Here is a 24,237-nt window from a genome sequence, read left to right on the forward strand (position 1 = left end):
CAGTTAGTCATCTGCGCCGAGCTCCATGCCCTTTCTAAGATCTGCATGTTCTGCTTTGGCAGTTAAAAAAATAAATGGAATACCAATTGTTTCCTCGTGCCTGTTAAGCATATATAAAACGCCATAACCATCAAGCTCTGGCATCATAATATCACAAAGGATGATGTCTGGTTTATGGAAAATGGCTAAATCCACACCGATTTTACCATTTTCTGCCATGTAAACATCATAACAGGCCATTTCAAGAATTTCAGCCAGATTCCCGCGGATTTCATCGTGATCTTCAATAATCAATACCTTTTTATTCATGTTTATATGTTTGTGGAAAAGTCAATGTAAATATTGTTCCCCTGTTTACCCTGCTTTTAAAACTGACATGCCCATCCATTAAGCCTGTATATCTGGATAGGATGCTTAAGCCCAATCCGTTTCCTGAGATGTTGCCCGTGTTATGTGCCCTGAAAAAGGCCTCGAAAAGATGTTTTTGATCATTCTCCGGAATACCAATTCCATCATCGCATATTCTGATGGTACAATTATGGTCATTTATTTTGGTATAAAACTGAATCTGACTCTCTTCACCGGAATATTTAATGGCATTGTCGATCAGAATAATAATGCAATTTTTTTAGAAGATTTTGATCAAGTCTGATCTTTAGATTATTACCCCTGTGTTTCAAGATAATCTTTTGTTTTCCTCTTAAGGCCACCTGCATCTCATTTGTAATTTCCGCCGCCATATCAAATAGATTGAAATCGCTGATCGAGGGCTTCACCATTCCCGAATCCAGTTTCTCTAAAGATAAAAAGTCATTAAGAATGGCAGTAATATTCAGTACCGCATCTTTGATTTTACCAACATGCTTTCCTATATTTTCTCTATCATGAGTTTCGGCATACCGGTTAATTAATGAAGCCGATAACTGAACCATACTCAAAGGCGTTCTAAATTCGTGAGAAGCAATGGAAACAAACCGACTTTTAAGCTGCCCAAGTTCTTTTTCTTTGTATAAGGAGTGGTTCAGCTCATCCTGTGTTTGCTGTAACACACCAACACTCATCCTTAATGAATGGGTTCTTTCTTCAACCAGAATTTCCAGCTGTGCGGCATAATCCTGCAATTTCCGTTCAGCCTCCTTTTCTTTGGTCAAATCATGAATGAAGCCAGCATAAACAATCCTGCCTGAATATTTTACTTCGCTCACCCCCAGACGAAATGGGAAATAACGCCCACATTTTTTCATTCCAATGAGTTCTCTGCCAATTCCGATGATATTGGCTTCGCCTGTTTTTTTATATTCATTAAGGTAGAGGTTATGTCTGGACATGTCTGGCTGGGGCATTAAAATGGATACATTTTGTCCAATTACCTCCGCTGCAGTATAGTCAAATAAACGGCAGGCAGAAGGATTAATTGATTCTACTACTCCCCGGTCATTAATGGTAATTAATCCGTCTATTGCATTGTCAATAATTGCTTTTAGCAATACGGCATTTTCCATAATTTATTGATTAACAGTCAAATGTTATAGCTGCTTTAGTAGAACCCTCCCTAAAGCAGATTGTTTGAATTTATTCCGTCGAATAATATCAGCACTGTAATTTGTCTTTCAAAATGTAAAATAGTTTGCTCGTTATGATGAGCATCATCAATTTGGTGATTTATCTGCTATGGTTTCCTTTACAAGATTAACATCTCTATTATAAGTGATCACCATCATTTCCATCCTAAAAATAGTTGAGGATATTTAACCATCATACCGGGCTTAAATTGGTACAATGATTTGATAGGCAGTTTGTATTAATGAAGATGCTGCTCTTTATTTTAAGATCTATTTAAAAACATTAGAATAATTATCCATCAAGCTTATCGCAGCGTGCCTGTTTTAATGCTTAATTCAAAATACCATGCAAGAAATTTCAGAAGCAGTAACTGATAAAATACGCCAATATTGGCAAGCGGTAAATTACTTATCTGCAGGTCAGATTTATTTACAAGCCAACCCGTTGATGTTTAACGCGGAAATCAAAAACTGGAAATATAAAGGAGCCAGATAATTGTTTTGTTTGCTATTTGTACACTAAATAAAAGTAAATATGATGTTAAGAAGGAGCGTATTTAGCTCAATAATAATGGAAATGATGATGAAAAATAGAGATAAAAAATTAGAGCAGGAGGTTAGAGCAGCCATTCATGATGATGCGCTTATTGATGTAGAGAAAATAGAAATTGTGGTAGAGAATGGTCTTGTTACCCTTAAAGGTTCAGTGGATAGTTACGCCAAAAAGTTTGCTGCAGAACATGCTGCCAAATCTGTTAAAGGGGTAAAAGAGGTTATGCAGAAAATAGATGTCAGGTTTTTATTTAAGAGCAACCTGGTCGTTTACATGGGGATAAACCTGGTTTTGGATGGTAAGTGTTTATTTAAAAATGATACGAACCAGCCTATGAATCTCATTGGTCCCCTGCGGCCGGATTTTCACATCGAAAGGAAATGCAACGAAATGTGGTAAAAAGTGAATAATAGGTGGGTGATAAGATCTTTGATTTTCTGCCAAACGCTATGATCATGACCAACCGCAATTAATAAGGTGATTGCCATCATTTCATTCGCTGCAAGCTATACCGATCTTTATGATCAACGTATAGCTAAACCAATATCAAATGAAATCCATTGTCATCATTAACGATCAGAGCACAGAAGCAGAACATGCTGCCGTATTTGCACTTATTTTGGCACAACATTTAGAGGTAAATATTATTCTGGCTGATATACCCGTGCTAAAATTAACTACAGCAGAGTATGGATGGACAGAAACACTTCCAGCGGTCGATGCTAAACTGACGAAGAATTTTTTGGAAAGAAAAATGATCCATCCAGGATTCAAACCCCTGATTCAGGAGTTAACCCTTTCTTGTGAAAGCGAAGACTTGTATAAGCTCGCCTGCGAAAACGAGATTTTGATGGTGGTAAAGGGTTTGGATGAATTTTTGCCCCAGGCTTTGCTCAATGTAAATCTGGCCATTAATAACTTGTTGCATAAAATTCATGTACCGCTACTCATCATTCCTTCTTCCTGGTCTGAAAATGAATTTAAAAGGATCGTGTATCTAACCGACCTGCGTTTCTGCGGCATGTGCACAGTAAAGTTTTTAGCGCACCTGGCCGCCTGTTGGGATGCCAGTCTGGTTATCGCACACGCCTCAGCCAGTGGTCTTCCCCTAATGGACATCAATCAGGCAGAGGAAGTATTTAATGAAGAAGTGAGTTGCCATATAGGTTATGAGAAGCTTTTTCTAAATATGCTGGATCAAGGCAAACCTACCGATACCCTGGAAGTTGTAGTGAGTGAAATGAAAGCTGACCTTTTGGTGCTGGTTGACCAGCATTTTCATTTTAATTTCATTACGCAACAATATTTCAAAGATAAGTGCTCACTATACCAGCCCGTTCCACTACTCATATTTCCCTCATAATTTACGCACCAATTTAGTCATCTAATTTAATCAGGAATATCAAAAACACATGCGAAAAGCTATGCCGGTTTAATTCCTTTTAATATCATCTCCTTCTCAATCACTACAAATGAAAAGTTACCTTAAATCCAATCATCAGCCAAAATATAAAAGGATAATATTTATCATTTGGTTAGTCTGCTTGTTTGTACATGTATCGTTAAATGTGTTTGCACAAAACCCAGTAATATCTTTTACCAAGAAGGGTGAAAAAGTAGAAGCGTTAATTTCTCAAGAAACAAAAGCGCAGCTATTGGAATGTAAGAATATGCTTAACTATCCTAAATCAGTGGAAAGATTTTACAAGGCTACATCTTATCGGCTATCATGGGTAACTAAGCTTAATCATAACAGACAGCTGGCACCAGCCATGCTGATCCTGGATTGTATTTCACAATATGGTTTGAAACGTCAGGATTTTCATTCCAATGAACTTGTTTATAACCAGATTGAAGTGCTCGCTGAGCAACCTGATATGCTTAGCGACGGGCAAAGGGCAATCTTTGATGTATTAATGACTGATGCGATGATCACCTTTATGAACCACTTGCATTACGGGAAGTTTAATATTTCATTAACTCCTGCCAAAGTTGATGAAGGCGATATAGAAGAATTTAATGCCGTTCTTAAATTAGCTCAACTCATGGAAAGCAAAGATTTTTACAATGAAATCTCCAGCGTTCAACCCATCAGTAAAGCATACGCCGACCTGCAAAAATACCTGCACCTGGTTCGGGGACAATACCTGGAAGACAGCTATGAGTTCCCTGAAAAAAGCGTTCGGACGATGACGATCAATATGGAACGTTTGCGTTGGAACGCTAATAAGCCTGGGCCATCTTTAATGATCAACATTCCCGCACAAATCGCCAGGCTATATGTTGCAGACTCGGTATATATATTCAGAACCATAGTAGGTAAAGCCTCATCACCAACACCTAATTTAGAAAGTTCCATTACACATTTTACTACCGCTCCTGAACGGAAAATACCTTATACTATTTTCGTTAATGAATTATTGCCTAAAGCAATCAAAGATGAAAATTATCTGGAGAACAATCATTTCGCCATCTATGATGCAAGAGGGAACTATGTTGCAGTGAGTGCTAAAAAGCTACATTATATTAAAGCGCACCCAAAGAATTACTTTGCAAGGCAATCAACCGGATGTGATGATGCAATGGGCAAACTAGTATTTAGATTTAACAATCCCGCTCTGGTTTTGTTGCATGATACCCCACAGCCCAAATTGTTCCTATCTGAAAAAAGGGCATTGAGTCACGGATCTATCTCGGTTGAAAAAATAGAAAGGCTGGCTTCACTTATTTTATCTGCAGATGGCAGCACAGCCCAAATACCCATCATGCGAAAAGCATTAGCAACCGATCAAAAAAAGGATTTTGTACTCAAAACCCCATTGCCATTATGCATAAATTACATTACATGTGAAATGATTGATAGCCAGCTGGTAATTTATAATGATTTTTACGCCCGGGATCGGGCATTGGAAATGGCCATGTTTGGCGCTCCAAGGCTACTCGCCTCTGATTTGCGGATCAGTTTGAAAGCGCTAAATTCAGTTCCTTCATTACAAAGAGCCTTCATCTGGTGACCACTCTGAACTAAAGCTTCCCAGGCGCTGATGATACATTTCATCCCCGCTGTGCTGTGTAAATTCGATGTTAAGCTGGCCAGTCTCCAGTCCTAGCACCTCATTGCACATATCAATTAAGGCCCTGGAAAGTGCCGTTCTGGTATGGGCATCACGGCCCTGGCGAATGTCGCACATCATAATTGCAGCAGGCATGGGTTCTCCATCACCACACCTCCAGATTGCGCCTTCTCCCAGTTCACTGATGCTTACGGTAATTCGGTTCGCATCAGCTTTCATGATGCTGGAATAAGTTTCGCCAATGCGCTTAGCCAGGAGTTTTTTCGTGGCGTAGGGATAATTTCTAATCACTTCAAGTTGTAAATAAGGCATAACGATTCTGTTTAAAAAAAATGCGGATACCAAAAGAGTAAACACAAGATACAAATTAGACTTATTTATCGCTATTTCTGGCTGATCCACATCATGATCTGGCTTGATTAACATCATGGTATACGCATTGAAAGCTGCCCATCTTTACATAAATCCTAAATAAAGTAATATGCCAGGCCTAAAAGAGATCAATACTGCAAATCTTGCTGCATCAAGAACTGAACACGATAGTATGGGCGATGTCCAGGTACCATTAAATGCTTATTGGGGTGCGCAAACGGAGCGTTCAAGAAACAATTTCAAGATCGGCCCGAGAGCATCCATGCCCGAAGAAATTATAGAGGCATTTGGGTATTTGAAAAAAGCAGCGGCCTTTGCCAACAAAGATCTAAAGGTACTGCCACGAGATAAAAGAGATCTGATTGCAAAAGTTTGTGATGAAATTATAGATGGACAGCTTTATGGAGCATTTCCATTGGTGATCTGGCAAACCGGCTCTGGAACGCAGTCGAATATGAATGCCAATGAAGTCATTTCCAACCGGATTCATGTGCTGCAGGGGAATGAAATGGGGAAAGGCATGCCATATGTTCACCCTAACGATGATGTAAATAAATCGCAGTCTTCAAATGATACCTTTCCAACGGCTATGCATATTGCAGCCTATAAAATGCTGGTAGATGTGACCATTCCGGGGCTGGAAAAGTTGAGAGACACCTTAAGGGTTAAGTCTGATGACTTTATGAATGTGGTGAAGATTGGCCGTACCCACTTAATGGATGCCACGCCACTAACACTCGGCCAGGAAATTTCCGGTTATGTTTCTCAGTTGGATCACGGATTGAAAGCCTTGTACCACACCTTAGATCACCTTTCTGAACTGGCATTGGGTGGCACAGCGGTAGGTACGGGAATGAATACGCCGTCAGGGTATGATGTGCTGGTTGCCAAATACATTGCTGAGTTTACGGGCTTTCCATTCCGTACGGCAGAGAATAAATTCGAAGCCCTTTCTGCTCATGATGCCATTGTAGAAAGCCATGGTGCATTAAAACAGATTGCCGTTTCGCTGATGCATATTGCAAACAATATCCGCATGTTAGCTTCCGGGCCGAGATGTAGTATTGGTGAAATTCACCTGCCAGAAAATGAGCCAGGCTCTTCCATTATGCCCGGTAAAGTAAACCCTACCCAAAATGAAGCTGTAACCATGGTTGCAGCCCAGGTAATGGGGAATGATGTAGCCATTACCATGGCCGGATCAAACGGACAATTTCAGCTCAATGTATTTAAACCCGTTATGGCGGCTAATTTTCTGCAGTCGGCCAGGTTAATTGGCGATGCCTGCTGCTCATTTAATGAAAACTGCGCCATGGGCATTGAACCCAATTATGATGGGATTAAAAAACACCTGGAAACTTCCCTCATGCTTGTAACGGCATTAAACCCACATATTGGATACGATAATTCGGAAAAAATTGCCAAAGCAGCACTTAAAAACAATCAATCATTAAGAGAAGCTGCCATCAGTTTGGGTCTGGTAACCAATCAGCAGTTTGATGAGTGGGTCCGTCCTGAAGATATGATCGGAAGTATCAAATAGCTTTTTTTTTAAACTATATAAATCATACCTAACTCCATCACATCGTGAAATACTGCTATTTATTTTTGATCACATGTTTCTTCGGCAGCCCGTTTTTTGCCAGTTCGCAACAGAAAGACCGTACCAGGCTCACCGATACGATTAAAAACTACTCCGCCTATAAAAGAAAGCTCACATTTGCAGGAGTGCTGCAAACCCGGTATGTACTCGCTTTAGATAAAAATGTAGATATCAACGGCAAAAACTTTGATCCGTCAACGTCGAAAGCCATCTCCAATACTTTTCTCGTAAAACGGGCAAGGGTAATGTTAAAAGGCGATATCAACGATCATTTCTCGGCCAATATCCTGGCTAACCTCGCTGAATTTAATAGCGATCCGACCAATAAAGTACTGGAAAACGCCTACATCAAATATTCGCTCAATCCGTATTTTCATATTCAGGCAGGCCAGTTCCGGCCCTTTTTTGGAATTGAAGATGCAATGGCAGTGGATATCATCCGAACGCTCGATTTTTCAAATCAATACTATGCTTTTGGAAAAAATGGCTGGCAGAGTTTTCAGACTGGTCTCTCCATTTTGGGTAATGTAATACCCGGAGGTAAGCTCCGCTATTTTGCAGGTGCTTATAATGGAAACAATAAGAACCAGTCTGCTGACGACAACAATACCAAGAATCTTTACGGACGATTGGAAGCCGACTTTTTAAAAGACTTTACCATCGGTATAAATGCAGGGTCAGGTAGCCAGGCAAGTAGTGGCATTGGCCAGGCCTATGGTGCGGATGCAACTGCAAAGATTCCGCTTTCTCTAAAGTTCGACTTGTTACTCATGGCCGAATACAAAAGGGGAGCAAATTTTCTAGCCTATAATGCAGATAAGCAGCTTATCCGTCCAGATCTTGATGAATACCAGATGCAGGGATTTTATTTTTTTCCAACCCTTCGTTACAATCACGAAAGCAGGCGATTGCGGGCTGTAGAATTTTCTTGCAGGTATGAATATTTCGATGAAAACTATAAGCTAGCCAGCAATCCCCGCCAAACCCTTATTCCAAATGTCTCGCTGATTTTTGCCGATGATTTTTATGCAGCTGTACAACTGGGCGTAGCCATCGACAAATTTAAAAATGAAATTCCCTTAAGCACCACCTACAACCACAATCTGGGCTATGTTCAGTTACAAATACGCTTTTAAAAAAATATTATGAAAGAGATCAATTTTAAATCACTCATCATCACCCTTGTTGTTGGTGTAGTCATCTGGTTTATTCCGGTGCCCAATGGAGTAAAGCCCAACGCCTGGCATTTGCTTGCCATTTTTGTGGCTACCATAGTGGGGATTATTTCTAAAGCCGCATCTATGGGTACTATGGCAATTATTGGGATTACCCTTTGTGCTGCTACACAAGTACTCGCCCCCGGCGATCCAACCAAATCCATCCTCAATGCATTAAGTGGCTTTGGTAATTCAACCATCTGGTTAATTGGTCTTGCTTTCTTTATTGCCAGGGGATTTATCAAAACGGGTTTGGGAACGAGAATTGCTTACAGTTTCATTAAAGTTTTTGGCAAAAGCCCGCTAGGATTAGCTTACGGGCTAAACACTGCCGATCTTATTCTCGCTCCAGCCATTCCAAGTAATACCGCAAGGGCAGGAGGGGTAATCTTTCCAATTATGAAATCCATTGCGGTGAACATGGGATCGATTCCTGAAAAAGCCGAAACACACCGGAAAATTGGCGCATTTCTAACCCTAAGTAGTTATAATGCAAACATGATTACGTCGGTGATGTTTTTAACCGCCACTGCCAGTAATCCCATGGCACAGAAATTTGCAAAAGATTTGGGTGTAACCATCACCTGGGGAAGCTGGGCCATAGCAGCACTTGTTCCGGGATTGGTTTGCTTTCTGCTGGTTCCCATATTCCTGTATAAAGTTTTTCCGCCAGAATTAAAAGAAACCAAAGAAGCACCTGCCATTGCAGCCAAACAATTAAAAGAAATGGGGCCGATTACCATTAAAGAATGGTTGATGGTCGCCACCTTTATTATTTTGCTCGTACTCTGGATTTTTGGAAACTTATTTGCCATCGATGCTACCACTGGCGCATTGATTGGCCTTTGTATCCTGCTTCTATGTGGCGTACTCACCTGGGAAGATGTAAAATCTGAAAAAGGGGCCTGGGATACCATTGTATGGTTTTCATCATTGGTAATGATGGGCTCTTTCCTGAACTCCTTAGGTTTTATTGGCTGGTTTGGACAACTGGTAGGTAGCCAGATGGCACATTTAAGCTGGCAATTAGCTTTTCCGGTCATCATTCTGGTGTACGCTTATTGCCACTATATGTTTGCCAGTGCCACCGCACAGGTTGCAGCCATGTACTCGGTGTTCCTGGCGGTGGGTATTGCCGTTGGTGTACCGGGAACCATGCTTGCTATCTTTTTAGGGGCCTGCGCATCACTGATGGGATCGCTTACCCACTATGGCCACGGCCCGGCACCAATATTTTTCGGGAGTACTTATGTAGATCTGAAAGACTGGTGGAAACAAGGTTTTTTCATGAGTGTACTCTTCCTGTTGGTTTGGTTTATCGTGGGTGGGATGTGGTGGAAAGTGATCGGCCTTTGGTAGGCAAATACCTTTCTAAATTTTTGAAAACAAATCAACTATGAAACAAACAACATTAATGTATAAACTGGTGATGGCTACTACGGGGCTTTTCCTCTGCTTCTTTCTCATCATTCACTTACTGGGGAATCTCCAGTTGCTATCGCCACCTGCTATTGCAAGAGAACAGTTCAACTGGTATTCCCATTTACTATCCGGAAACATCCTGATCAAGATCATTTCCTATGTACTATACCTCTCCATCATAGCACATGCCGTATATGCACTAATCCTTACGCGGTTAAATATTAAAGCGCAGGGTAGCCAATATGTTTATGATAAACGTGGCCAGGTCAGTTCATGGAACAGCCGGAATATGGGTATACTGGGTACCATTATCCTCATTTTTCTGGTCATCCACTTTAAAGATTACTGGTATGTGTACAAATTTGGCCATCTTCCGTTGGATGCAAAAGGAAATAAAGATCTTTACTCCATTGTCATCAGCTCATTTCAGCAGGGCTGGTATGTTATCCTTTATGAACTTTCTTTCATCGCCCTTGGGTTACACCTCCTGCACGGTTTTTTCAGTGCTTCTAGAACGCTGGGGCTTTATCACCCCAAATATGCCAAAGTCATGCGTGTTTTTGGATGGGCATATTCGCTGCTGATCACCTTTGGTTTTATGCTGATTCCCCTTTATGTATATTTTAATTTTAATTCTCAATGATAGACGCTAAAATTCCTGAGGGAAATCTTGCAGAAAAATGGAGCAATTACAAGGATAGCTCAAAACTCATCAATCCTGCCAACCGAAAAAAACTGGATGTTATTGTGGTGGGAACCGGACTTGCAGGTTCGTCTTGTGCTGCTACACTGGCAGAACAGGGCTACAATATAAAATCCTTCTGTTTTCAGGATTCAGCAAGGAGGGCACACTCGGTGGCCGCCCAGGGTGGAGTAAATGCAGCCAAAAATTATAAAAATGATGGCGACAGTGTATACCGGATGTTTTACGATACTATTAAAGGTGGCGATTTCCGCTCGCGTGAAGCCAATGTGTACCGCCTGGCAGAATGCTCCCTGGCCTTGATTGATCAGGCCGTGGCGCAAGGCGTTCCTTTTGCCAGGGAGTATGGCGGATATTTAAATAACCGTTCTTTTGGAGGGGTTCAGGTATCACGAACTTTTTATGCACGCGGTCAAACCGGGCAGCAGCTTATGATTGGTGCTTACCAGGCATTAATGCGGCAGGTTTCGGCAGGTAAAGTAAAAACCTATACCCGCCATGAAATGCTAGATCTGGTGATGGTGGATGGAAAGGCACGTGGCATCATTGCCCGCAACCTCGAAACCGGCGAAATTGAACGGCATTCAGCCAATGCTGTGGTACTGGCAACTGGCGGCTATGGAAAGGTATATTACCTCTCTACCCTCGCCATGGGCTGCAATACTTCAGCCATTTGGCGGGCGCATAAAAAGGGTGCATTAATGTCTGGTGTAAGCTGGATTCAGTTTCACCCCACCTGTTTGCCACAAATTGGAGAAACCCAGTCTAAACTCACCCTAATGTCTGAATCCCTCCGGAATGATGGCCGAATCTGGGTGCCTAAAAAAGCGGGAGACGACAGGGTGCTGAATGATATACCCGAGGAGGAAAGAGATTATTACCTGGAAAGACGTTATCCTACTTTCGGAAACCTTTCGCCAAGGGATATTTCTTCCAGGGCAGCCAAAGAAAGGATCGATGCAGGTTGTGGTGTTGGCCCGATGAAAAATGCCGTTTGCCTCGATTTTTCAAAAGCCATTAAAGAGCAGAGCTTAGCTAAAATTGAAGAGAAATATGGCAACCTTTTTCGGATGTACGATAAAATTAACGGCGTAGATGCGTATAAAGAACCCATGCTAATTTCTCCGGCAGCCCATTTTACCATGGGTGGGCTTTGGGTAGATTATAACCTGATGACCACCATACCCGGGCTATTTGCTTTAGGAGAAGCCAATTTTTCTGATCATGGAGCGAACCGCCTTGGTGCCAATTCACTGCTTCAATCATGCGTAGATGGTTATTTTATTGCGCCATATACCATTCCCAATTACCTTTCCGGAGAGATAAAGGCAGAAAAGGTAACCACTGATCATCCGGCATTTGCCGAAGCAGAAAAGGTTGTCCGTGAGCAATTGGAAAGGTTTTTAAACCTGAAAGGACGTATCTCTGCCGATCATTTTCATAAAACCCTTGGCAAGCTGCTCTATGATAAATGTGGACTATCCAGAACAAAAGAAAGTTTAGAACAAGCCATTGTCGAAATCAAAGCACTTAAAAGGTCATTTGACTATGAATTGAAAATTACCGGTGATGACCAGGTAAACTCCGAACTTGAAAAGGCAGGAAGGGTTTCCGATTTTCTGAAACTGGGTGAGCTGATGTGTTATGATGCCTTGCAAAGGGAAGAATCATGCGGTGCGCATTTTAGAGAAGAATATCAAACTGCCGATGGCGAAGCCGTTCGGAATGACGAAGATTTCTGCTATGTATCTGCCTGGGAATGGAAAGGTGAAGGGGAGCAACCTGAACTGCATAAGGAGCCACTGGTTTTCGATACCGTGAAACTGATTGTAAGAAGTTATAAATAAGTATTGATTAGATTGATTATGAAATTATATTTGAAAGTGTGGCGCCAGGAAAACAGAGCATCTAAGGGTGATATGGTAAGCTATGTGGTTGAAGGCATTTCCGAACACATGTCCTTTTTAGAAATGCTCGATCTGCTGAATGAACGGCTGATCCAAAAAGGGGAAAGGGTAATTGAATTTGATCACGATTGCGGCGAAGGGATTTGCGGAGCATGCGGAATGATGATCAACGGCCGGGCGCACGGTCCTTTAAGTGGAACAACCACCTGCCAGCTGCACATGAGGAGTTTTAAAGATGGCGAAACGGTTTATATCGAGCCTTTTAGGGCTGCTGCTTTTCCTGTGCTTCGCGATCTGAAAATCGATCGCTCTGGTTTTGATCACATCATCCAATCGGGAGGATATATCTCGGCCTCCACTGGTCAGGCACCAGAATCCAATAGCATTCCCATTGCCCATGAAACAACTGAAGCTGCATTTGATGCGGCAGCCTGTATCGGTTGCGGTGCCTGTGTAGCTACCTGTAAAAATTCAAGTGCGGCACTGTTTACCTCTGCCAAAATTTCTCACCTGATACTATTGCCACAGGGAAAGCTGGAAGCAGCAGACAGGGTAATCAAAATGGTAAGCCAAATGGATGCCGAAGGTTTTGGCCACTGCTCCAATACAGAAGCCTGTGAGGTAGAATGCCCCCAGGAAATTTCAGTACTGCATATTGGTAGGATGAATTATCAGTACAATAAGGCTTTGATACTCAGAAAATAGGAGGGGACATTGGACAAAAAAAGCCGCACATTTCTGTGAGGCTTTCTGTGATCCCGCTGGGATTTGCACCTAGTGCTAAAATCTGCGTTTAAATAGTATTTTAGGCTGTTTTGTAATTCTACTCATTGAATTACTCACTATTTTTTTAATACGTTTTAGCTGCAATTGCTACATCTAAATATACAACTATTCTCCTATAAAATCAAATGATATGACAATTTTTACGGTTCTTAAAATTTTGAAACCATGGTTAGTTACGTATATTTGGTAGATTCATGTTGTCTAATTAATATTAAAGAAATAATAATTCTATTTTTACGATGAGCCCATTTTAGCAGCAATGTTCACTTCAAATTGACCTGCAAAAGGCAGTTAAGATTAATTCAAATTGTAAGAGACTATAATGATATCATGCTAAATACAACCAGTATTGTTACTTTTAAATTTAAATCTCAATATGAATTTAACCAAATACTTTTGACCCAAGTGCTAATCATGCAAAACCTTCGTAAATGAGAAAAGCTATTTCGCCATTATCCTATAATATAGAGATGTACAAACAAATTAAGGACATTTTAAAAAAACCTTCAAATGTCTCACTGTTACCGATAGTTGGGGAGAGTAAAATATTTAAACCAAGTGCTGATAGATATGGACATGTAATAATAAGGCTAGATTTGGAGACAGAAGGGGACTTTTATGGCTCACTAAATAAGTATAATTATAAATGGGAAATTAACAGCCATGAATTATTCAGTGATGGTTACACGCCGATACCGAAGCACTATGAGCAAATGATAATTAAAGAAATAGAAGTATTTGTTGTATTGCTGGACTTTTTAAATTATAACACACCTCCACTTCGATTTACTTTGGTAGGAGGAAGTGATAAGCTCACTGAAAGGCCCTACTTTGATCGGGCTACAGCAGAGGCTATAATTCAAATTTTTAAGGAACTACATCAAGATTAGACCTTGAAACCTAAATTCTCATCAAGTTATATCATCAATTAGAATAAAATGTATAATCCTTATAATAACGATTTGTTGAAGAGATAAAGCGTTTCGTAATCAGATTAAACCGAAAAAATAAGCTTTCTTAATGCCTTGCGCTCTATATCATATTCTGTCCATGTTTTGGCAGGACTGTAGATTATGTGGCGGATCAACGCATAAATATGATTGTGCAATTCTTTAAAAAGTTTCTCCCGCTCAGCATGGATAGGGATCAGCTCTTCAATGCTCTTTCCCATGTGGACAATCTTTGTTCTTAATCCAGGATTGTGTTTTCCTTCGCCTCCTGTAAGTTCTTTGAATCGTTCCGTCAGTTCTTCATATTTCGCTTTATCAGTAGTTAAACAGGGTATGAACTTTTCTTTAAGGTCTTGAAATCTCCCAAAGCTGAACGGATCTCCAATGTAATCAAACAGAACCATGATATGGGCAAATTTCATGGTTTCATTATCGGATTCCTGAATTGCGGAGTGTAATTTTAAAGCATGTTTGGCAATATTCTGTAATTCGTTGTATTCATTGCCAAGCAACAGACGAAAGCCTAATTGATCTGTTATTGTAGCATCCATGCCAATGCCTTTTGAAAAGGCCTTCAACTCTACTTCTCTCGCCTGGACATTACCAAATTTCTGACCAGGGAAATAGCAAAGCATAGCCGAATAGCGGTCAGACCAAACACCTGGTTTTGCAGGAAGGGCTTCCGGTAAATGATAATCACCATTGTAATATCTTAATAAATCCATCATCCGGTCTGCATAATTGGCGCATTCTTTTATCAGGTGACTATCCTCTTGCTGTGTAAGCTTACCATAGCTTTCAAAGGAAAGCTTTTTGGTAAATACAAGCAGTGGTAGGTTGGCGAATACTTCCGGAGATACCTCCGTTATATTGGTAACATGGTCCCTGAGCGTTTTGGTATTCTTAGACAGAAAATCTTTGCCATCCAATGTTTGAATATTGATCTGCTCCACCTGGAACTCACCAGCAGGAAAAAGACATACCGTTTCGCTGATAATGGAACTGGAAATTGACAACCTGGAGATTGGAAGGACAATCAAGCAATAATCAAAAATGGCAGTTTGAAAATCAATTTCCTCTTCCTTTTGATAAGCAGTTATATTGATCCAGGGGAAGGTAACTTCAAAGTTGAATTTCACCTCATCAAATGTATGCTCGCAGTGGAAAGCCAGACCAAAACCGTCTTCAATAACTTCGACAAAGTACCCATTTTCTTTAAGGCGGTTGATCCCTTCATCCAAATCGTAAGTAGGATATAAGTAAGGGGGCATCCATAGCAGGTTTCCTTGTCTGTTTGCTTCGGGTAATACTAACACTGCTTTCATTTCAAAATTAATTTTAATAGGTAATTGGTTATAGCGACGATGAGCATCTACTCTTTTGTTTTAGTTAAGGATACTACGAGAAAACCCATAGTGATAGCACCAAGGATTGCTTCAATAGATGCGATTACTTTGAAAAAACCTTGCGGTGCTATGTTTCCGCTATATCCAAGGGTGACAAAGGTACAGATACTACCATATAGGCTGTTTCCCGTTTTTTCGGCTAGACTCATTGTTTCCGTATTGCCGATAATGATTAGACCAGGGGCAAAAGAAAAGATGATGCCAAAGAAAAGAATAGCTAACAATGTAAACCGGATTATTTTCAATGGTGCCCATCCATAACCCCAATAGTGTTTATTAATCCACCACAAATAATATTGCAGGCCTTTTTGCTTTTCCCCTATAAAATCCAGCTCCATCAATTTGAATTTAGTGGCTTCTTTATGGTTTCCTAAATCTGTATTCGCTCTGAAAAGTGTTCTGTAGGTACGGTCGAAATCAGGCGAATGTTTCATAGGTTTATGCCAGATACCAAAATGATCAGGCTCTGAATTTTCAAAAACCGGATTAAAAAAGCCACCCCATACTCGAAAATACTGTAAGAGGCTATTGGATATCTTTCCGGACGCATAGGAGTTAATAAACTTCCAATTCTGTAACTCCGAATTATTGATCTGCATATTGCGCACTGCAATTATGGAACGAAAGATGTGGCATGTTTAATTCCGAACAATTGAGATTATCGACAGTACAATAATTAAATTCCAAATTGCCTAAATCTGAAAAATGAATAGTATCCTTTAGGATCAGTCCACTCACATTTATAAATTCGAGGTTTTTTCCCCGTAAAAGGATACCTAATCCATTTGCAGGTGGCGCAATGCCACCCATTTTCAACAAACGTATATTCCCGTTAAGATAGACCTGTTCCTCCTTTGTGTTCTTATAAATCTTATTCATTCTATCTAGAATTTTATTTTCCAGATTATTGGCAATACACCAATCTGAATAGGAGACAAAGGAGAGAATATATTCGTAGATTACAGGCTCGCCATCGCCTTCCGTTTGTGTTTCACCATCATAATCGTCCCAAACCTGATGTTTGGTTTTTCCTTCGTAACTAACTTTTATTAAGTGGTAATCGCCTTTTTTCCGATATACTTTTCTAATTGCCAGTTTACGCTTCTCTTCTAATTTGAGACTTTTTATTTCTTTTGAATGGCGTGTGAAGATTGTCTTTAACTTGAGGTTTGCCTTTTTATTTTCCTTATACTTATAGTTTAGAAAGGAACTGATATAGCCATCCATCAGCACTTCATCTGATAAGTTATATTGTTCCATCCATTCGGAGAAACGCATCTGGCTTTTTTTCAGATTTTCTAAAATCCTGGGATAGTCGTGCTTTTTTCTCCATTCATCAAAAGGGTATTGAGGCAAAAGCCATAAGTCCCTAATTGAAAGTTCCTTATTATTCAGTATCTCCTGAGTTAATGCATCGTCCGTAATTTCATAATTGCTATTTTTGTAGAGGTCGTCTACAATATCGGGGATTGCGGTAGCCATCAAACGTTAGTTTAGATTGCTAATTTAAAAAAAAATAAACAATAGCTAAAAGCTTGGCCATGCCTGCTAGAGGTCTAATTCCATAATCACAATAGAGTAGGTTTGTCTTAATGGTTCCTGTGCGTTATTTAGGTTGAAATGCTTTGAAGAACTGGTTCAAGATCAATTCCATTTCGGTCATTTCCCAATGACCATTATTGCTTATCTTTTTTAAAAAGGCCTTTTGGATTGCTGTTTTGTCATCCAAAGAGCCTTGGTATTGTTTTAGGGAAGCATCTTAATTACTTTGCGGATGTAGTTCTTTTGCTTTTTCAAATAAAAAAGTAGGTTAAACTTAGTTGTCATAATTTTGCACATTAAGGATTAAACAAAATAATCTTTACAGTAAGACGTATACAAGATGTCTAGTGATTAAAATAGTTGTCATACAATAAGTTGCAATTTATTCGGTGAGTAGGACAGATTTCAAAATTACGCACCTAATTACTCACTTTTTATATTATAAAATATGCGAATTTTGGTAATTTCTTAGAATAAAAAACTATTCATTAGCTTCATTTTCATAATTTTAGTCGTGTTTGATGTTGTTTCTTGTGATCTCGTTGGGATTCACATTATATAACTCCTTTGAGGGCTTTTCTCACTATAAAAGTAATTATCTTACCTTTAGTTGAGTAATTTATTTTACTGCAGCTTATGAGAGATATATGTGTTTTCTGCAAAAATGTTTTAGATGGTTCCGATGAACATATAATTCCTCAAAGTATAAATGGGCAATTACATTCCAAAGAACTAATTTGTTCAAATTGCAATAATCTATTTGGGGTAAAGGTAGACCCTATTTTGAAAGAGACATTGGGTGTTTTATTACACGTCTTAAAAATTGGTAATTCTAAAAACCTTGTTGTTAAGGACGAGGAAGGTACACCTTATCTAATTGATAATACGTCCGGTAAATTAAAGCAAATAAAACCACAGGTTACAACCATAAAACGCGATGATGGTAAAATTCAAATTAATGTAATTGGCCCAGACGAAATTAGCACTTATAAAGCGATGGCAACCAAAGCTGTCCGTACAGTTGGAATGGCGGCACTTAAGGGCGAATTTTCTACTAGTAAGTCCCAAAAAATAAATATCAGTCTATCGGCTGACGCAGAAATAAAAATTGACGGAAAATTTCTGTTGGCATTAAACAAAATTATCGTTGAATATTATTGTTACTGTAATCTTAATCAAGAATGGATAGAACCACTCATTAGTTCTATTGCTAAGCTACAGGAAAACTTTTCTAATATCCAAATATGTAACACCTCTCATAATATCAGGAAACCGGAAAGCACTGAAATATCTCACCTCATTGTTATTAGATCGGATGAAGTTAAGAAAATCATATATGCATATATTGAAATATTCACAGTAATATGTGGGTATGTAATTTTAGTTGAAAATTATGAGGGTGAAAAAGTAGATTTTGTCTACCATCAGGATGCTATTACAAAGGAGATTTTGGAAATGGAAATTGACGTTAAGATAGATAACATTGAAGAACAACCTGCGGAATTTGAACATAACATCAATGCCCTTTTTGATAGGCATGAGGACAGGCATATCTATGAACAGGTTAGCTTGATGTGTAAAGATATTAAAGATGAACTAGATATCGAATTGGAGAGAGGTGCTATAACAGAAGATGAACACGAAAAAAAATATGTAGAAAGGGCCACAAAAATGATTGCTCATATGATGGTGTTCGTTTTTCCTGATGCGGTGGAAGACTTCAATTTAAAAGAATTAAAAGAGATTAACTATATACATTCATTGATTAAAGCAGATAAAATTGAGGAGTTTAAATTTTTTTATCATCAATTTATTGGGCACGAATTTACATTTGAAGGGAATGAAAGCATTTATAAAATGGAAAATTTTGTATTTGCTAGGCATAGGCCTAGGAATGATGTGCATATGTTGAAGGTATACTGCTGTTTCGTTTCTGAAAAAGATGGCTCCAAAGAATATTGGCCTGCCACAGATGTATTTAAATTTACAGGTGTTCCGTTTCTGCCGGATTATTTCGTATGGCTTTAACGCAATGATTATGAACCGATAGTAGTTTGTTCTTCAAACAGAAACTGGCGTTAGCCACCTTTTTTTTATGTTTGTTTAATTCCTATTAAACCGTCGAAATATGCAGAACCTAGCCAACTTTCTTACTCGATTGCAGATTTTTAACCTGCACCTTGTTACCAAAAGCGAATTAAAGAGCTCCATAAAAGAAGATGGGCAGAAACGAGCTTATAGTCTTGCCCACGAAACCCACTATTATGATTCGTTCACTTATAAGAGTGAAATCAGGGTATTAAAAGACATGGCTTTAATTGATCTGTTGTCCCTTAACGACACCAGTTTAAAAAGAGAATTTGAACAGCTCAAAAAATTAAAGGAAAGGTTTAAACTCATATGGACAAATTTCAACCAGCATTATAGTGAGCTTAGAACTGAATATCCCAGCAACCTAATATTTTCAATCCAACTAGATTATTTGTTCATAGTTAACAACCTACAATCAGACTACAAGGATATTTATATAGGCGATGAGCTTGTAGAATGTCTGCACGATACTTTAAAGATCAGGGACAAGTTCTTAAGTGAGCTGGTTAGTGAAATCGATGAAATTCTACATCCCCGTGAAACTTTCGAGAAATGGACGGCCAAACAAAAAAGCCCGCAACAAACTGAAGATTTCAAGCCTGAGCAGCCCACAAAATCCCATATAATCCCGATGCGAGTCGGCCAAAATTCAATCATCAGTTTACAGGTGATTTTCTGAAACTGATAAAGACTTATTTTTCAGAAGAACATTTCAGCCAGCTTGACGCCCTAATAAAAGCGGACGAACAACCTGCAAACCAGATGATCTTCAACGGAAACAGTAATAAGCTTGCCAATGCTTTTAAGCAATTCTATGAAGCAAACCTGATTGTTGGATGCAATGAAAAGCGGAACTCGAAAAATGGATTCTAAAAAACTTCCTAAATAGCAATGGAGATAAAGTAAACGAATACTCGGAGGGCTGGCTAAGTGCGATTATATCATCCGATACCAGGGCCTGCAAATCACCAATTTTAGAGGTAAGGATGAAAGACAAAGTTCCTTTTCTGGTTCCAACAGTTCGAAACAAAAAAAACAGTAAATATTAGTAGAGAAACGGTAAGGATGCGGTTTAACTTGTTGTAACCCTACAAAACAAGCCACTAACATTGCGGTATCAAAACAAAAGATACCGCCAATGAAGTACACATTCGAAGAACTACCGCAGGCCATTAGTACACTGATCTTATTCTTATTGTGATCTTCAGGGATTGGAAATAGCGAAAAGTGGATTGGTGCTATTGAAAGAAAGCATATAGGAGCGATACCAAATAATAATGCCCAAGGATAAGGAATAAAAAAGGATTATAGAAGCCCTGCGTATGCGAAAGAAAGTACCACTTCAGCAGTAATTATAAGATGTCAATAGCGTATACTTTATTAAAATGAAAACACCAGGAAAGTAAAGCATCGGATTATTTTCTCATTATATATTTGAGGTTATCAAATAAGCGCTGGATTAAACGCCTGTCATTGGTGATGATCTCTGCTGACCCTTTTGCCTCCGCCTTAAAATCAAGTTTCGTTCCATAATTGGTTTTTAACTGATTAGGAAAGTCAACCAACACCATATAGGTTTCTACATCTGCTTTTTCTGTTTTGGTGGTATTAGTGGTTAGTGAGATTGACTTAATTCGACCTGTTATCGAGCCGTATTCCAAATAAGGATAGTTATCCAGTTTAACGATTACTTCCTGACCTGTCTTAATTTTACCACTACCTTGTGCTGGTAAAACGAGCTGTCCAAATGCTTTCTCTGCAGCTGGTACGATCGTAAATACCTGTTCACCGGCCTGTACAAATTGGTTCTCATTATAAAATTTTAGAAATTGAACCTTTCCGTTAAATGGAGCTATAAAAACATACTTCTGTTCCCAACTTTTAATATTATCAACTAAATCATTATACGCTGAGATCAGGGCGATTTGCAATCCTTTTTCCTTCTCAGGCTTTTGTATACCTAATTCCTGAATCTTACTTTCCGTTTGCTGCGCAGCCTGTTTGGCATTAATTAAATTGTTAATGGCATTTTGTAAGCCATCCTTACTAGATAAATAACTCATTTGTGTTTTATCCAGCTCAGATTCGCTAATTACTTTTTTTGTAAATAATGTAGAATCCCGGCTATAAAACTTATGAACATAAATTAAACTGTTTTTAGCCATTTCTACCCTTTTGTTGGCAGTGGATATCGAATTCCGCTGCTCATTTAATAGAACGAGGAAGTTTTGTGCCTGCTTATCTAAAAGCTTGTCTTCTTTATAGTTGATGAAATCCTGAAGACTGTTAACAAATGCATAATATTTAGCGTTTAATTCACCTAATGAAAAATTGTGAGGTAATTCCTTTCTGATGTCTAAAATTTTATCCGTGTTTGGATTAAACAATTTAAGTAAACTATCAATATAAATTACGCTGGTTGGATTAGTCGGGTTTTCTATGTAGGCAAGCACCTGTCCCTCATTTACTTCGTCCATAGACTTAATCCCATTGAGCTTTAGTTTACCATTGAAACTAGCAATGAGTTTTAATGGAGCACTATTTGCATTAATATTAATCTGGCCTTTTATCATATCAGGATAACGAACCAACCAGCCAAAAACAAACAAAAGTATAAACAGAAACACCACAATTGCTGAAACCCAAAAGCCAAATCGTGTTGGCATCCTGTCTATAATATGTTGTACTTCCTCAGTCCTAGGATCAATGGACAATAGTTTATCTTTTTCCATCCCTCAGTTCTTATATAAGGCCCGTAATGTCAACCTGATTTTTGGGCGAGAAATCGACCTGCGATTGAACCAACTGATAGTATCTGCCTTTTTTTACCATTAAAGAATCGTGGTTCCCTATTTCTGAGACCATTCCATTCTGCATAACGATGATTTGATCAGCTTTTTGTATCGTACTAAGCCTGTGGGCAACAACAATTACTGTCTTATCTTTGAATACATTATCTAAAGCAGCCACGATCTTTTGTTCATTAATAGAATCCAGGCTGTTAGTGGCTTCGTCAAAAAAGAGATAATCTGGATTTTTATATAATGCTCTGGCAATTAGAATTCGTTGTTTTTGTCCTCCACTCAACCCTCGGCCTTGTTCACCCATCACCGTCTGATATCCTAAAGGGAGTGCTTCAATTTCTTTGGCAATATTGGCTGTTTCTAACGCATTTTTCATTTTAACATAATCAATTCTTTCATCGTCTAATACTATGTTATTCATAATGGTGTCATTAAATATTTTACCATCCTGCATCACAGCACCGCACTTATCTCTCCATTGTCTCAGGCTTATGTTACTAATATTCATATTACCGATCATGATCTCACCATATGACGGGTTGTACAATCGGAGTAGCAATTTTAATAAAGTTGATTTGCCGCTGCCACTATCTCCTACAATAGCAGTTATCCTGCCTTCCGGAATGACCAACTTTACGCCTTTTAATACTACTTGCCCATTTGGATTATACTGAAAGCTCACATTATTTATTATAAGGCTCTTGTCGCTAGGAAGTTCAACACTATTATTGCCGATAGATTCATGCTCATCCTCCAGTTGGTGAATTTCATTTAACCTTAAAAAGCTGAGTTTTGCGAATTGAAAAGAAATAATGAACTGTATAAATTGGACAACAGGGGCATTTAGCATACCAATAATAAATTGAGTAGAAATCATTACCCCAAAAGTGATTTCTCCATTAATCACTGCTTTGGCACAAAAAAAAGTTATGAATAGATTTTTAAGACTATCTATAAATTGTGCGCCAAGGTTTTGAGTATTGGTTACACTGAGCACTTTCAAATTTACTTTATAAAGTCTGGCTTGAATATTTTCCCACTTCCAACGTTTTTGTTTTTCGTAATTGTTAATCTTAATATCCTGAATACTTGCAACCGTTTCTACCCAATAACTCTGATTCTTACTAACCAAATCAAAATACTCCCAGTCTAACTTTTTCCTGACATTAAGAAATGCCATTACCCATACTACATAAAGTATACTACCTAGCAAAAAAATATAAAATATTATGGGATTATAAATGAACATAATAATTCCGAAAACGACAAAAGTGAGCGTCGAGAAGATCATGTTTAAAGAATTGTTCATTATAAACGATCTGATACGCTCATGATCCTGGGCACGCTGTAAAATATCACCAGTCATTTTGTTCTCAAAGAAGGTAATGGGTAAGCGCATGAGCTTTATTAGGTAATCAGAGATCAATGCAATATTAACCCTGGATGTTACATGTAATAATATCCAGTCACGCACCAGATTACTTAACAAAACGCTGATAATGATGGTAACATTAGCGATGAGTACAATATTGATAAAATCCACATCATGAGTTTGAATGCCAACATCAATTACTGCTTTGCTTATAAATGGTAAAAAACCTTGGAGTATCGTAACCAGAAGCATAACCACAAACAAGTTAATGAAACTCTTTTTATAGGGTATAAAATAGCCTAGGAAATTTTCAAAAGTTTTAGACCTTTCTATCTTTTCGTATGCCTCACGTTGGTAAAAGTCTGCCTGAGGCTCTATGGCCATTAATACACCTTTTTCGGTACCATGTTTAATCCATTTATTTGCAAATTCCTCTGCGTTGTATCTTACATATCCCTTGAGTGGGTCGGAGACATAAATTGTACCTTTAGCAATTTTACTACTTTCACTATAACTTTTAGTCTTTACACGTTCTGCTTTAACCTTATAGACGACTACAAAGTGGCTGTTATCCCAGTGAATAATTGCAGGCAAAGGAATTTTAATCAATAGGTCTTCTACTGTACACTTTATGGAAAGCGAACGTAGTCCAATCTCTTCAGCCGTATGGCTAATATCTAAAAACGATACTCCCTCTTTTGTTATGCCACATTTATCTCGGAGATATTGTAAGGAATAAAATTTTCCGTAGTATTTAGAAATCATTTTTAAACATGCAGGACCGCAATCCATCATGTCTAATTGTCTATCGTTTGGAAATTTAATGAGTGAATATATCAATTAGAATAATATGCTATTTTATTTATTTCATTA

At 38.7% G+C, this 24,237-nt stretch carries 22 protein-coding genes; 13 read left to right on the plus strand and 9 right to left on the minus strand.

What is annotated here, in order from left to right; genetic code table 11:
• Positions 1-3: 3 nt before the first annotated feature.
• Genes AN34_RS22120 through AN34_RS12485 form a run of 3 tightly spaced genes read right to left on the minus strand, consistent with a single transcriptional unit; the run spans position 4 to position 1,502 of the window.
• Positions 4-309: a response regulator transcription factor gene (locus tag AN34_RS22120; protein ID WP_369818089.1), complete on the minus strand. Its 306-nt coding sequence runs from the start codon at positions 307-309 to the stop codon at positions 4-6.
• Entirely contained in the window at positions 302-619 is a 318-nt protein-coding gene (locus AN34_RS22125; RefSeq protein WP_369818092.1) for a sensor histidine kinase, read from the minus strand. Before AN34_RS22125 ends, AN34_RS22120 begins: the two co-directional genes overlap by 8 nt.
• A complete protein-coding gene (locus AN34_RS12485; RefSeq protein WP_369818090.1) occupies positions 591-1,502 on the minus strand; it encodes a PAS domain S-box protein in 912 nt (303 codons plus the stop codon). The genes AN34_RS22125 and AN34_RS12485 overlap by 29 nt, the downstream gene beginning before the upstream one ends.
• 406 nt (positions 1,503-1,908) lie before the next feature.
• On the opposite strand from AN34_RS12485, the gene AN34_RS21660 reads away from it, so the two are divergent.
• From AN34_RS21660 to AN34_RS12500, 4 genes are all read left to right on the plus strand, one after another.
• Positions 1,909-2,058: a hypothetical protein gene (locus AN34_RS21660; protein WP_157263301.1), complete on the plus strand. Its 150-nt coding sequence runs from the start codon at positions 1,909-1,911 to the stop codon at positions 2,056-2,058.
• 81 nt (positions 2,059-2,139) lie between these two features.
• Positions 2,140-2,514 (plus strand): BON domain-containing protein, encoded by a 375-nt coding sequence (locus tag AN34_RS12490; protein ID WP_197285515.1) that lies wholly within the window; start codon positions 2,140-2,142, stop codon positions 2,512-2,514.
• Between the two features lie 151 nt (positions 2,515-2,665).
• Entirely contained in the window at positions 2,666-3,478 is an 813-nt protein-coding gene (locus AN34_RS12495) for a hypothetical protein (protein ID WP_029285903.1), read from the plus strand.
• A 109-nt stretch (positions 3,479-3,587) separates the two neighbouring features.
• Positions 3,588-5,129, plus strand: coding sequence for a L,D-transpeptidase family protein (locus AN34_RS12500; RefSeq protein ID WP_051666505.1), 1,542 nt, complete (start codon positions 3,588-3,590; stop codon positions 5,127-5,129).
• On the opposite strand, the gene AN34_RS12505 is transcribed toward AN34_RS12500, so the two are convergent.
• The gene (locus AN34_RS12505; RefSeq protein ID WP_029285907.1) at positions 5,106-5,501 is read right to left on the minus strand and encodes a hypothetical protein; all 396 of its coding nucleotides are present in this window, start codon (positions 5,499-5,501) and stop codon (positions 5,106-5,108) included. The genes AN34_RS12500 and AN34_RS12505 overlap by 24 nt on opposite strands.
• Before the next feature lie 169 nt (positions 5,502-5,670).
• On the opposite strand from AN34_RS12505, the gene fumC reads away from it, so the two are divergent.
• The 7 genes from fumC (at position 5,671) to AN34_RS12540 (ending at position 14,089) form a co-directional block, all read left to right on the plus strand.
• The gene (gene fumC, locus AN34_RS12510) at positions 5,671-7,104 is read left to right on the plus strand and encodes a class II fumarate hydratase (protein WP_051666507.1); all 1,434 of its coding nucleotides are present in this window, start codon (positions 5,671-5,673) and stop codon (positions 7,102-7,104) included.
• A gap of 44 nt (positions 7,105-7,148) precedes the next feature.
• On the plus strand, positions 7,149-8,300 hold the full coding sequence (locus tag AN34_RS12515; protein ID WP_051666509.1) for a porin: 1,152 nt from the start codon (positions 7,149-7,151) through the stop codon (positions 8,298-8,300).
• Between the two features lie 9 nt (positions 8,301-8,309).
• Complete coding sequence (locus AN34_RS12520) at positions 8,310-9,740, plus strand: anion permease (RefSeq protein ID WP_029285914.1); 1,431 nt, start codon at positions 8,310-8,312, stop codon at positions 9,738-9,740.
• A gap of 37 nt (positions 9,741-9,777) precedes the next feature.
• Positions 9,778-10,446, plus strand: a complete 669-nt coding sequence (locus tag AN34_RS12525; protein WP_036677138.1) for a succinate dehydrogenase cytochrome b subunit — start codon at positions 9,778-9,780, stop codon at positions 10,444-10,446.
• The gene (locus AN34_RS12530) at positions 10,443-12,353 is read left to right on the plus strand and encodes a fumarate reductase/succinate dehydrogenase flavoprotein subunit (protein ID WP_029285918.1); all 1,911 of its coding nucleotides are present in this window, start codon (positions 10,443-10,445) and stop codon (positions 12,351-12,353) included. Before AN34_RS12525 ends, AN34_RS12530 begins: the two co-directional genes overlap by 4 nt.
• An 18-nt stretch (positions 12,354-12,371) precedes the next feature.
• The gene (locus AN34_RS12535; protein ID WP_029285920.1) at positions 12,372-13,118 is read left to right on the plus strand and encodes a succinate dehydrogenase/fumarate reductase iron-sulfur subunit; all 747 of its coding nucleotides are present in this window, start codon (positions 12,372-12,374) and stop codon (positions 13,116-13,118) included.
• Between the two features lie 512 nt (positions 13,119-13,630).
• Positions 13,631-14,089: a hypothetical protein gene (locus tag AN34_RS12540; protein ID WP_029285922.1), complete on the plus strand. Its 459-nt coding sequence runs from the start codon at positions 13,631-13,633 to the stop codon at positions 14,087-14,089.
• Between the two features lie 104 nt (positions 14,090-14,193).
• Here AN34_RS12540 and AN34_RS12545 read toward each other — a convergent pair whose 3' ends face one another.
• From AN34_RS12545 to AN34_RS12555, 3 genes are read right to left on the minus strand one after another with little or no spacing between them, the layout of a single operon-like run.
• Positions 14,194-15,474, minus strand: a complete 1,281-nt coding sequence (locus tag AN34_RS12545) for a hypothetical protein (protein ID WP_029285925.1) — start codon at positions 15,472-15,474, stop codon at positions 14,194-14,196.
• Positions 15,475-15,521: 47 nt separating this feature from the next.
• Positions 15,522-16,154: a hypothetical protein gene (locus AN34_RS12550; RefSeq protein WP_029285927.1), complete on the minus strand. Its 633-nt coding sequence runs from the start codon at positions 16,152-16,154 to the stop codon at positions 15,522-15,524.
• The gene (locus tag AN34_RS12555) at positions 16,141-17,037 is read right to left on the minus strand and encodes a hypothetical protein (protein WP_029285929.1); all 897 of its coding nucleotides are present in this window, start codon (positions 17,035-17,037) and stop codon (positions 16,141-16,143) included. The genes AN34_RS12550 and AN34_RS12555 overlap by 14 nt, the downstream gene beginning before the upstream one ends.
• 696 nt (positions 17,038-17,733) lie before the next feature.
• Here AN34_RS12555 and AN34_RS12560 point away from each other — a divergent pair.
• Together AN34_RS12560 and AN34_RS12565 are read left to right on the plus strand one after the other, a co-directional pair.
• Positions 17,734-19,125, plus strand: coding sequence for an HNH endonuclease (locus AN34_RS12560; protein ID WP_029285931.1), 1,392 nt, complete (start codon positions 17,734-17,736; stop codon positions 19,123-19,125).
• A gap of 100 nt (positions 19,126-19,225) precedes the next feature.
• Positions 19,226-19,867 (plus strand): hypothetical protein, encoded by a 642-nt coding sequence (locus AN34_RS12565; protein WP_029285933.1) that lies wholly within the window; start codon positions 19,226-19,228, stop codon positions 19,865-19,867.
• 736 nt (positions 19,868-20,603) lie between these two features.
• Here the strand turns inward: AN34_RS12565 and AN34_RS12570 are convergent.
• Complete coding sequence (locus AN34_RS12570; protein WP_029285935.1) at positions 20,604-21,920, minus strand: HlyD family secretion protein; 1,317 nt, start codon at positions 21,918-21,920, stop codon at positions 20,604-20,606.
• A gap of 10 nt (positions 21,921-21,930) precedes the next feature.
• Positions 21,931-24,159 carry a peptidase domain-containing ABC transporter gene (locus tag AN34_RS12575; protein ID WP_157263302.1) on the minus strand — a complete coding sequence of 743 codons (2,229 nt, stop codon included), beginning with the start codon at positions 24,157-24,159 and terminating at the stop codon, positions 21,931-21,933.
• Between the last annotated feature and the right edge of the window lie 78 nt (positions 24,160-24,237).

Source organism: Pedobacter sp. R20-19, assembly GCF_000708265.2.
Taxonomy (GTDB): domain Bacteria; phylum Bacteroidota; class Bacteroidia; order Sphingobacteriales; family Sphingobacteriaceae; genus Pedobacter.

What these genes read in the sequence shown, in the direction of transcription:
- AN34_RS12545 (WP_029285925.1), bottom strand. Translation starts at nt 15,474, where the DNA reads ATGAAAGCAGTGTTAGTATTACCCGAAGCAAACAGACAAGGAAACCTG.
- AN34_RS22120 (WP_369818089.1), bottom strand. Translation starts at nt 309, where the DNA reads ATGAATAAAAAGGTATTGATTATTGAAGATCACGATGAAATCCGCGGG.
- AN34_RS12555 (WP_029285929.1), bottom strand. Translation starts at nt 17,037, where the DNA reads ATGGCTACCGCAATCCCCGATATTGTAGACGACCTCTACAAAAATAGC.
- AN34_RS12495 (WP_029285903.1), top strand. Translation starts at nt 2,666, where the DNA reads ATGAAATCCATTGTCATCATTAACGATCAGAGCACAGAAGCAGAACAT.
- AN34_RS12530 (WP_029285918.1), top strand. Translation starts at nt 10,443, where the DNA reads ATGATAGACGCTAAAATTCCTGAGGGAAATCTTGCAGAAAAATGGAGC.
- fumC (WP_051666507.1), top strand. Translation starts at nt 5,671, where the DNA reads ATGCCAGGCCTAAAAGAGATCAATACTGCAAATCTTGCTGCATCAAGA.
- AN34_RS21660 (WP_157263301.1), top strand. Translation starts at nt 1,909, where the DNA reads ATGCAAGAAATTTCAGAAGCAGTAACTGATAAAATACGCCAATATTGG.
- AN34_RS12535 (WP_029285920.1), top strand. Translation starts at nt 12,372, where the DNA reads ATGAAATTATATTTGAAAGTGTGGCGCCAGGAAAACAGAGCATCTAAG.
- AN34_RS12540 (WP_029285922.1), top strand. Translation starts at nt 13,631, where the DNA reads ATGAGAAAAGCTATTTCGCCATTATCCTATAATATAGAGATGTACAAA.
- AN34_RS12550 (WP_029285927.1), bottom strand. Translation starts at nt 16,154, where the DNA reads ATGCAGATCAATAATTCGGAGTTACAGAATTGGAAGTTTATTAACTCC.
- AN34_RS12575 (WP_157263302.1), bottom strand. Translation starts at nt 24,159, where the DNA reads ATGATGGATTGCGGTCCTGCATGTTTAAAAATGATTTCTAAATACTAC.
- AN34_RS12565 (WP_029285933.1), top strand. Translation starts at nt 19,226, where the DNA reads ATGCAGAACCTAGCCAACTTTCTTACTCGATTGCAGATTTTTAACCTG.
- AN34_RS12570 (WP_029285935.1), bottom strand. Translation starts at nt 21,920, where the DNA reads ATGGAAAAAGATAAACTATTGTCCATTGATCCTAGGACTGAGGAAGTA.
- AN34_RS12525 (WP_036677138.1), top strand. Translation starts at nt 9,778, where the DNA reads ATGAAACAAACAACATTAATGTATAAACTGGTGATGGCTACTACGGGG.
- AN34_RS12485 (WP_369818090.1), bottom strand. Translation starts at nt 1,502, where the DNA reads ATGGAAAATGCCGTATTGCTAAAAGCAATTATTGACAATGCAATAGAC.
- AN34_RS12520 (WP_029285914.1), top strand. Translation starts at nt 8,310, where the DNA reads ATGAAAGAGATCAATTTTAAATCACTCATCATCACCCTTGTTGTTGGT.
- AN34_RS12500 (WP_051666505.1), top strand. Translation starts at nt 3,588, where the DNA reads ATGAAAAGTTACCTTAAATCCAATCATCAGCCAAAATATAAAAGGATA.
- AN34_RS12560 (WP_029285931.1), top strand. Translation starts at nt 17,734, where the DNA reads ATGAGAGATATATGTGTTTTCTGCAAAAATGTTTTAGATGGTTCCGAT.
- AN34_RS12490 (WP_197285515.1), top strand. Translation starts at nt 2,140, where the DNA reads ATGATGATGAAAAATAGAGATAAAAAATTAGAGCAGGAGGTTAGAGCA.
- AN34_RS12505 (WP_029285907.1), bottom strand. Translation starts at nt 5,501, where the DNA reads ATGCCTTATTTACAACTTGAAGTGATTAGAAATTATCCCTACGCCACG.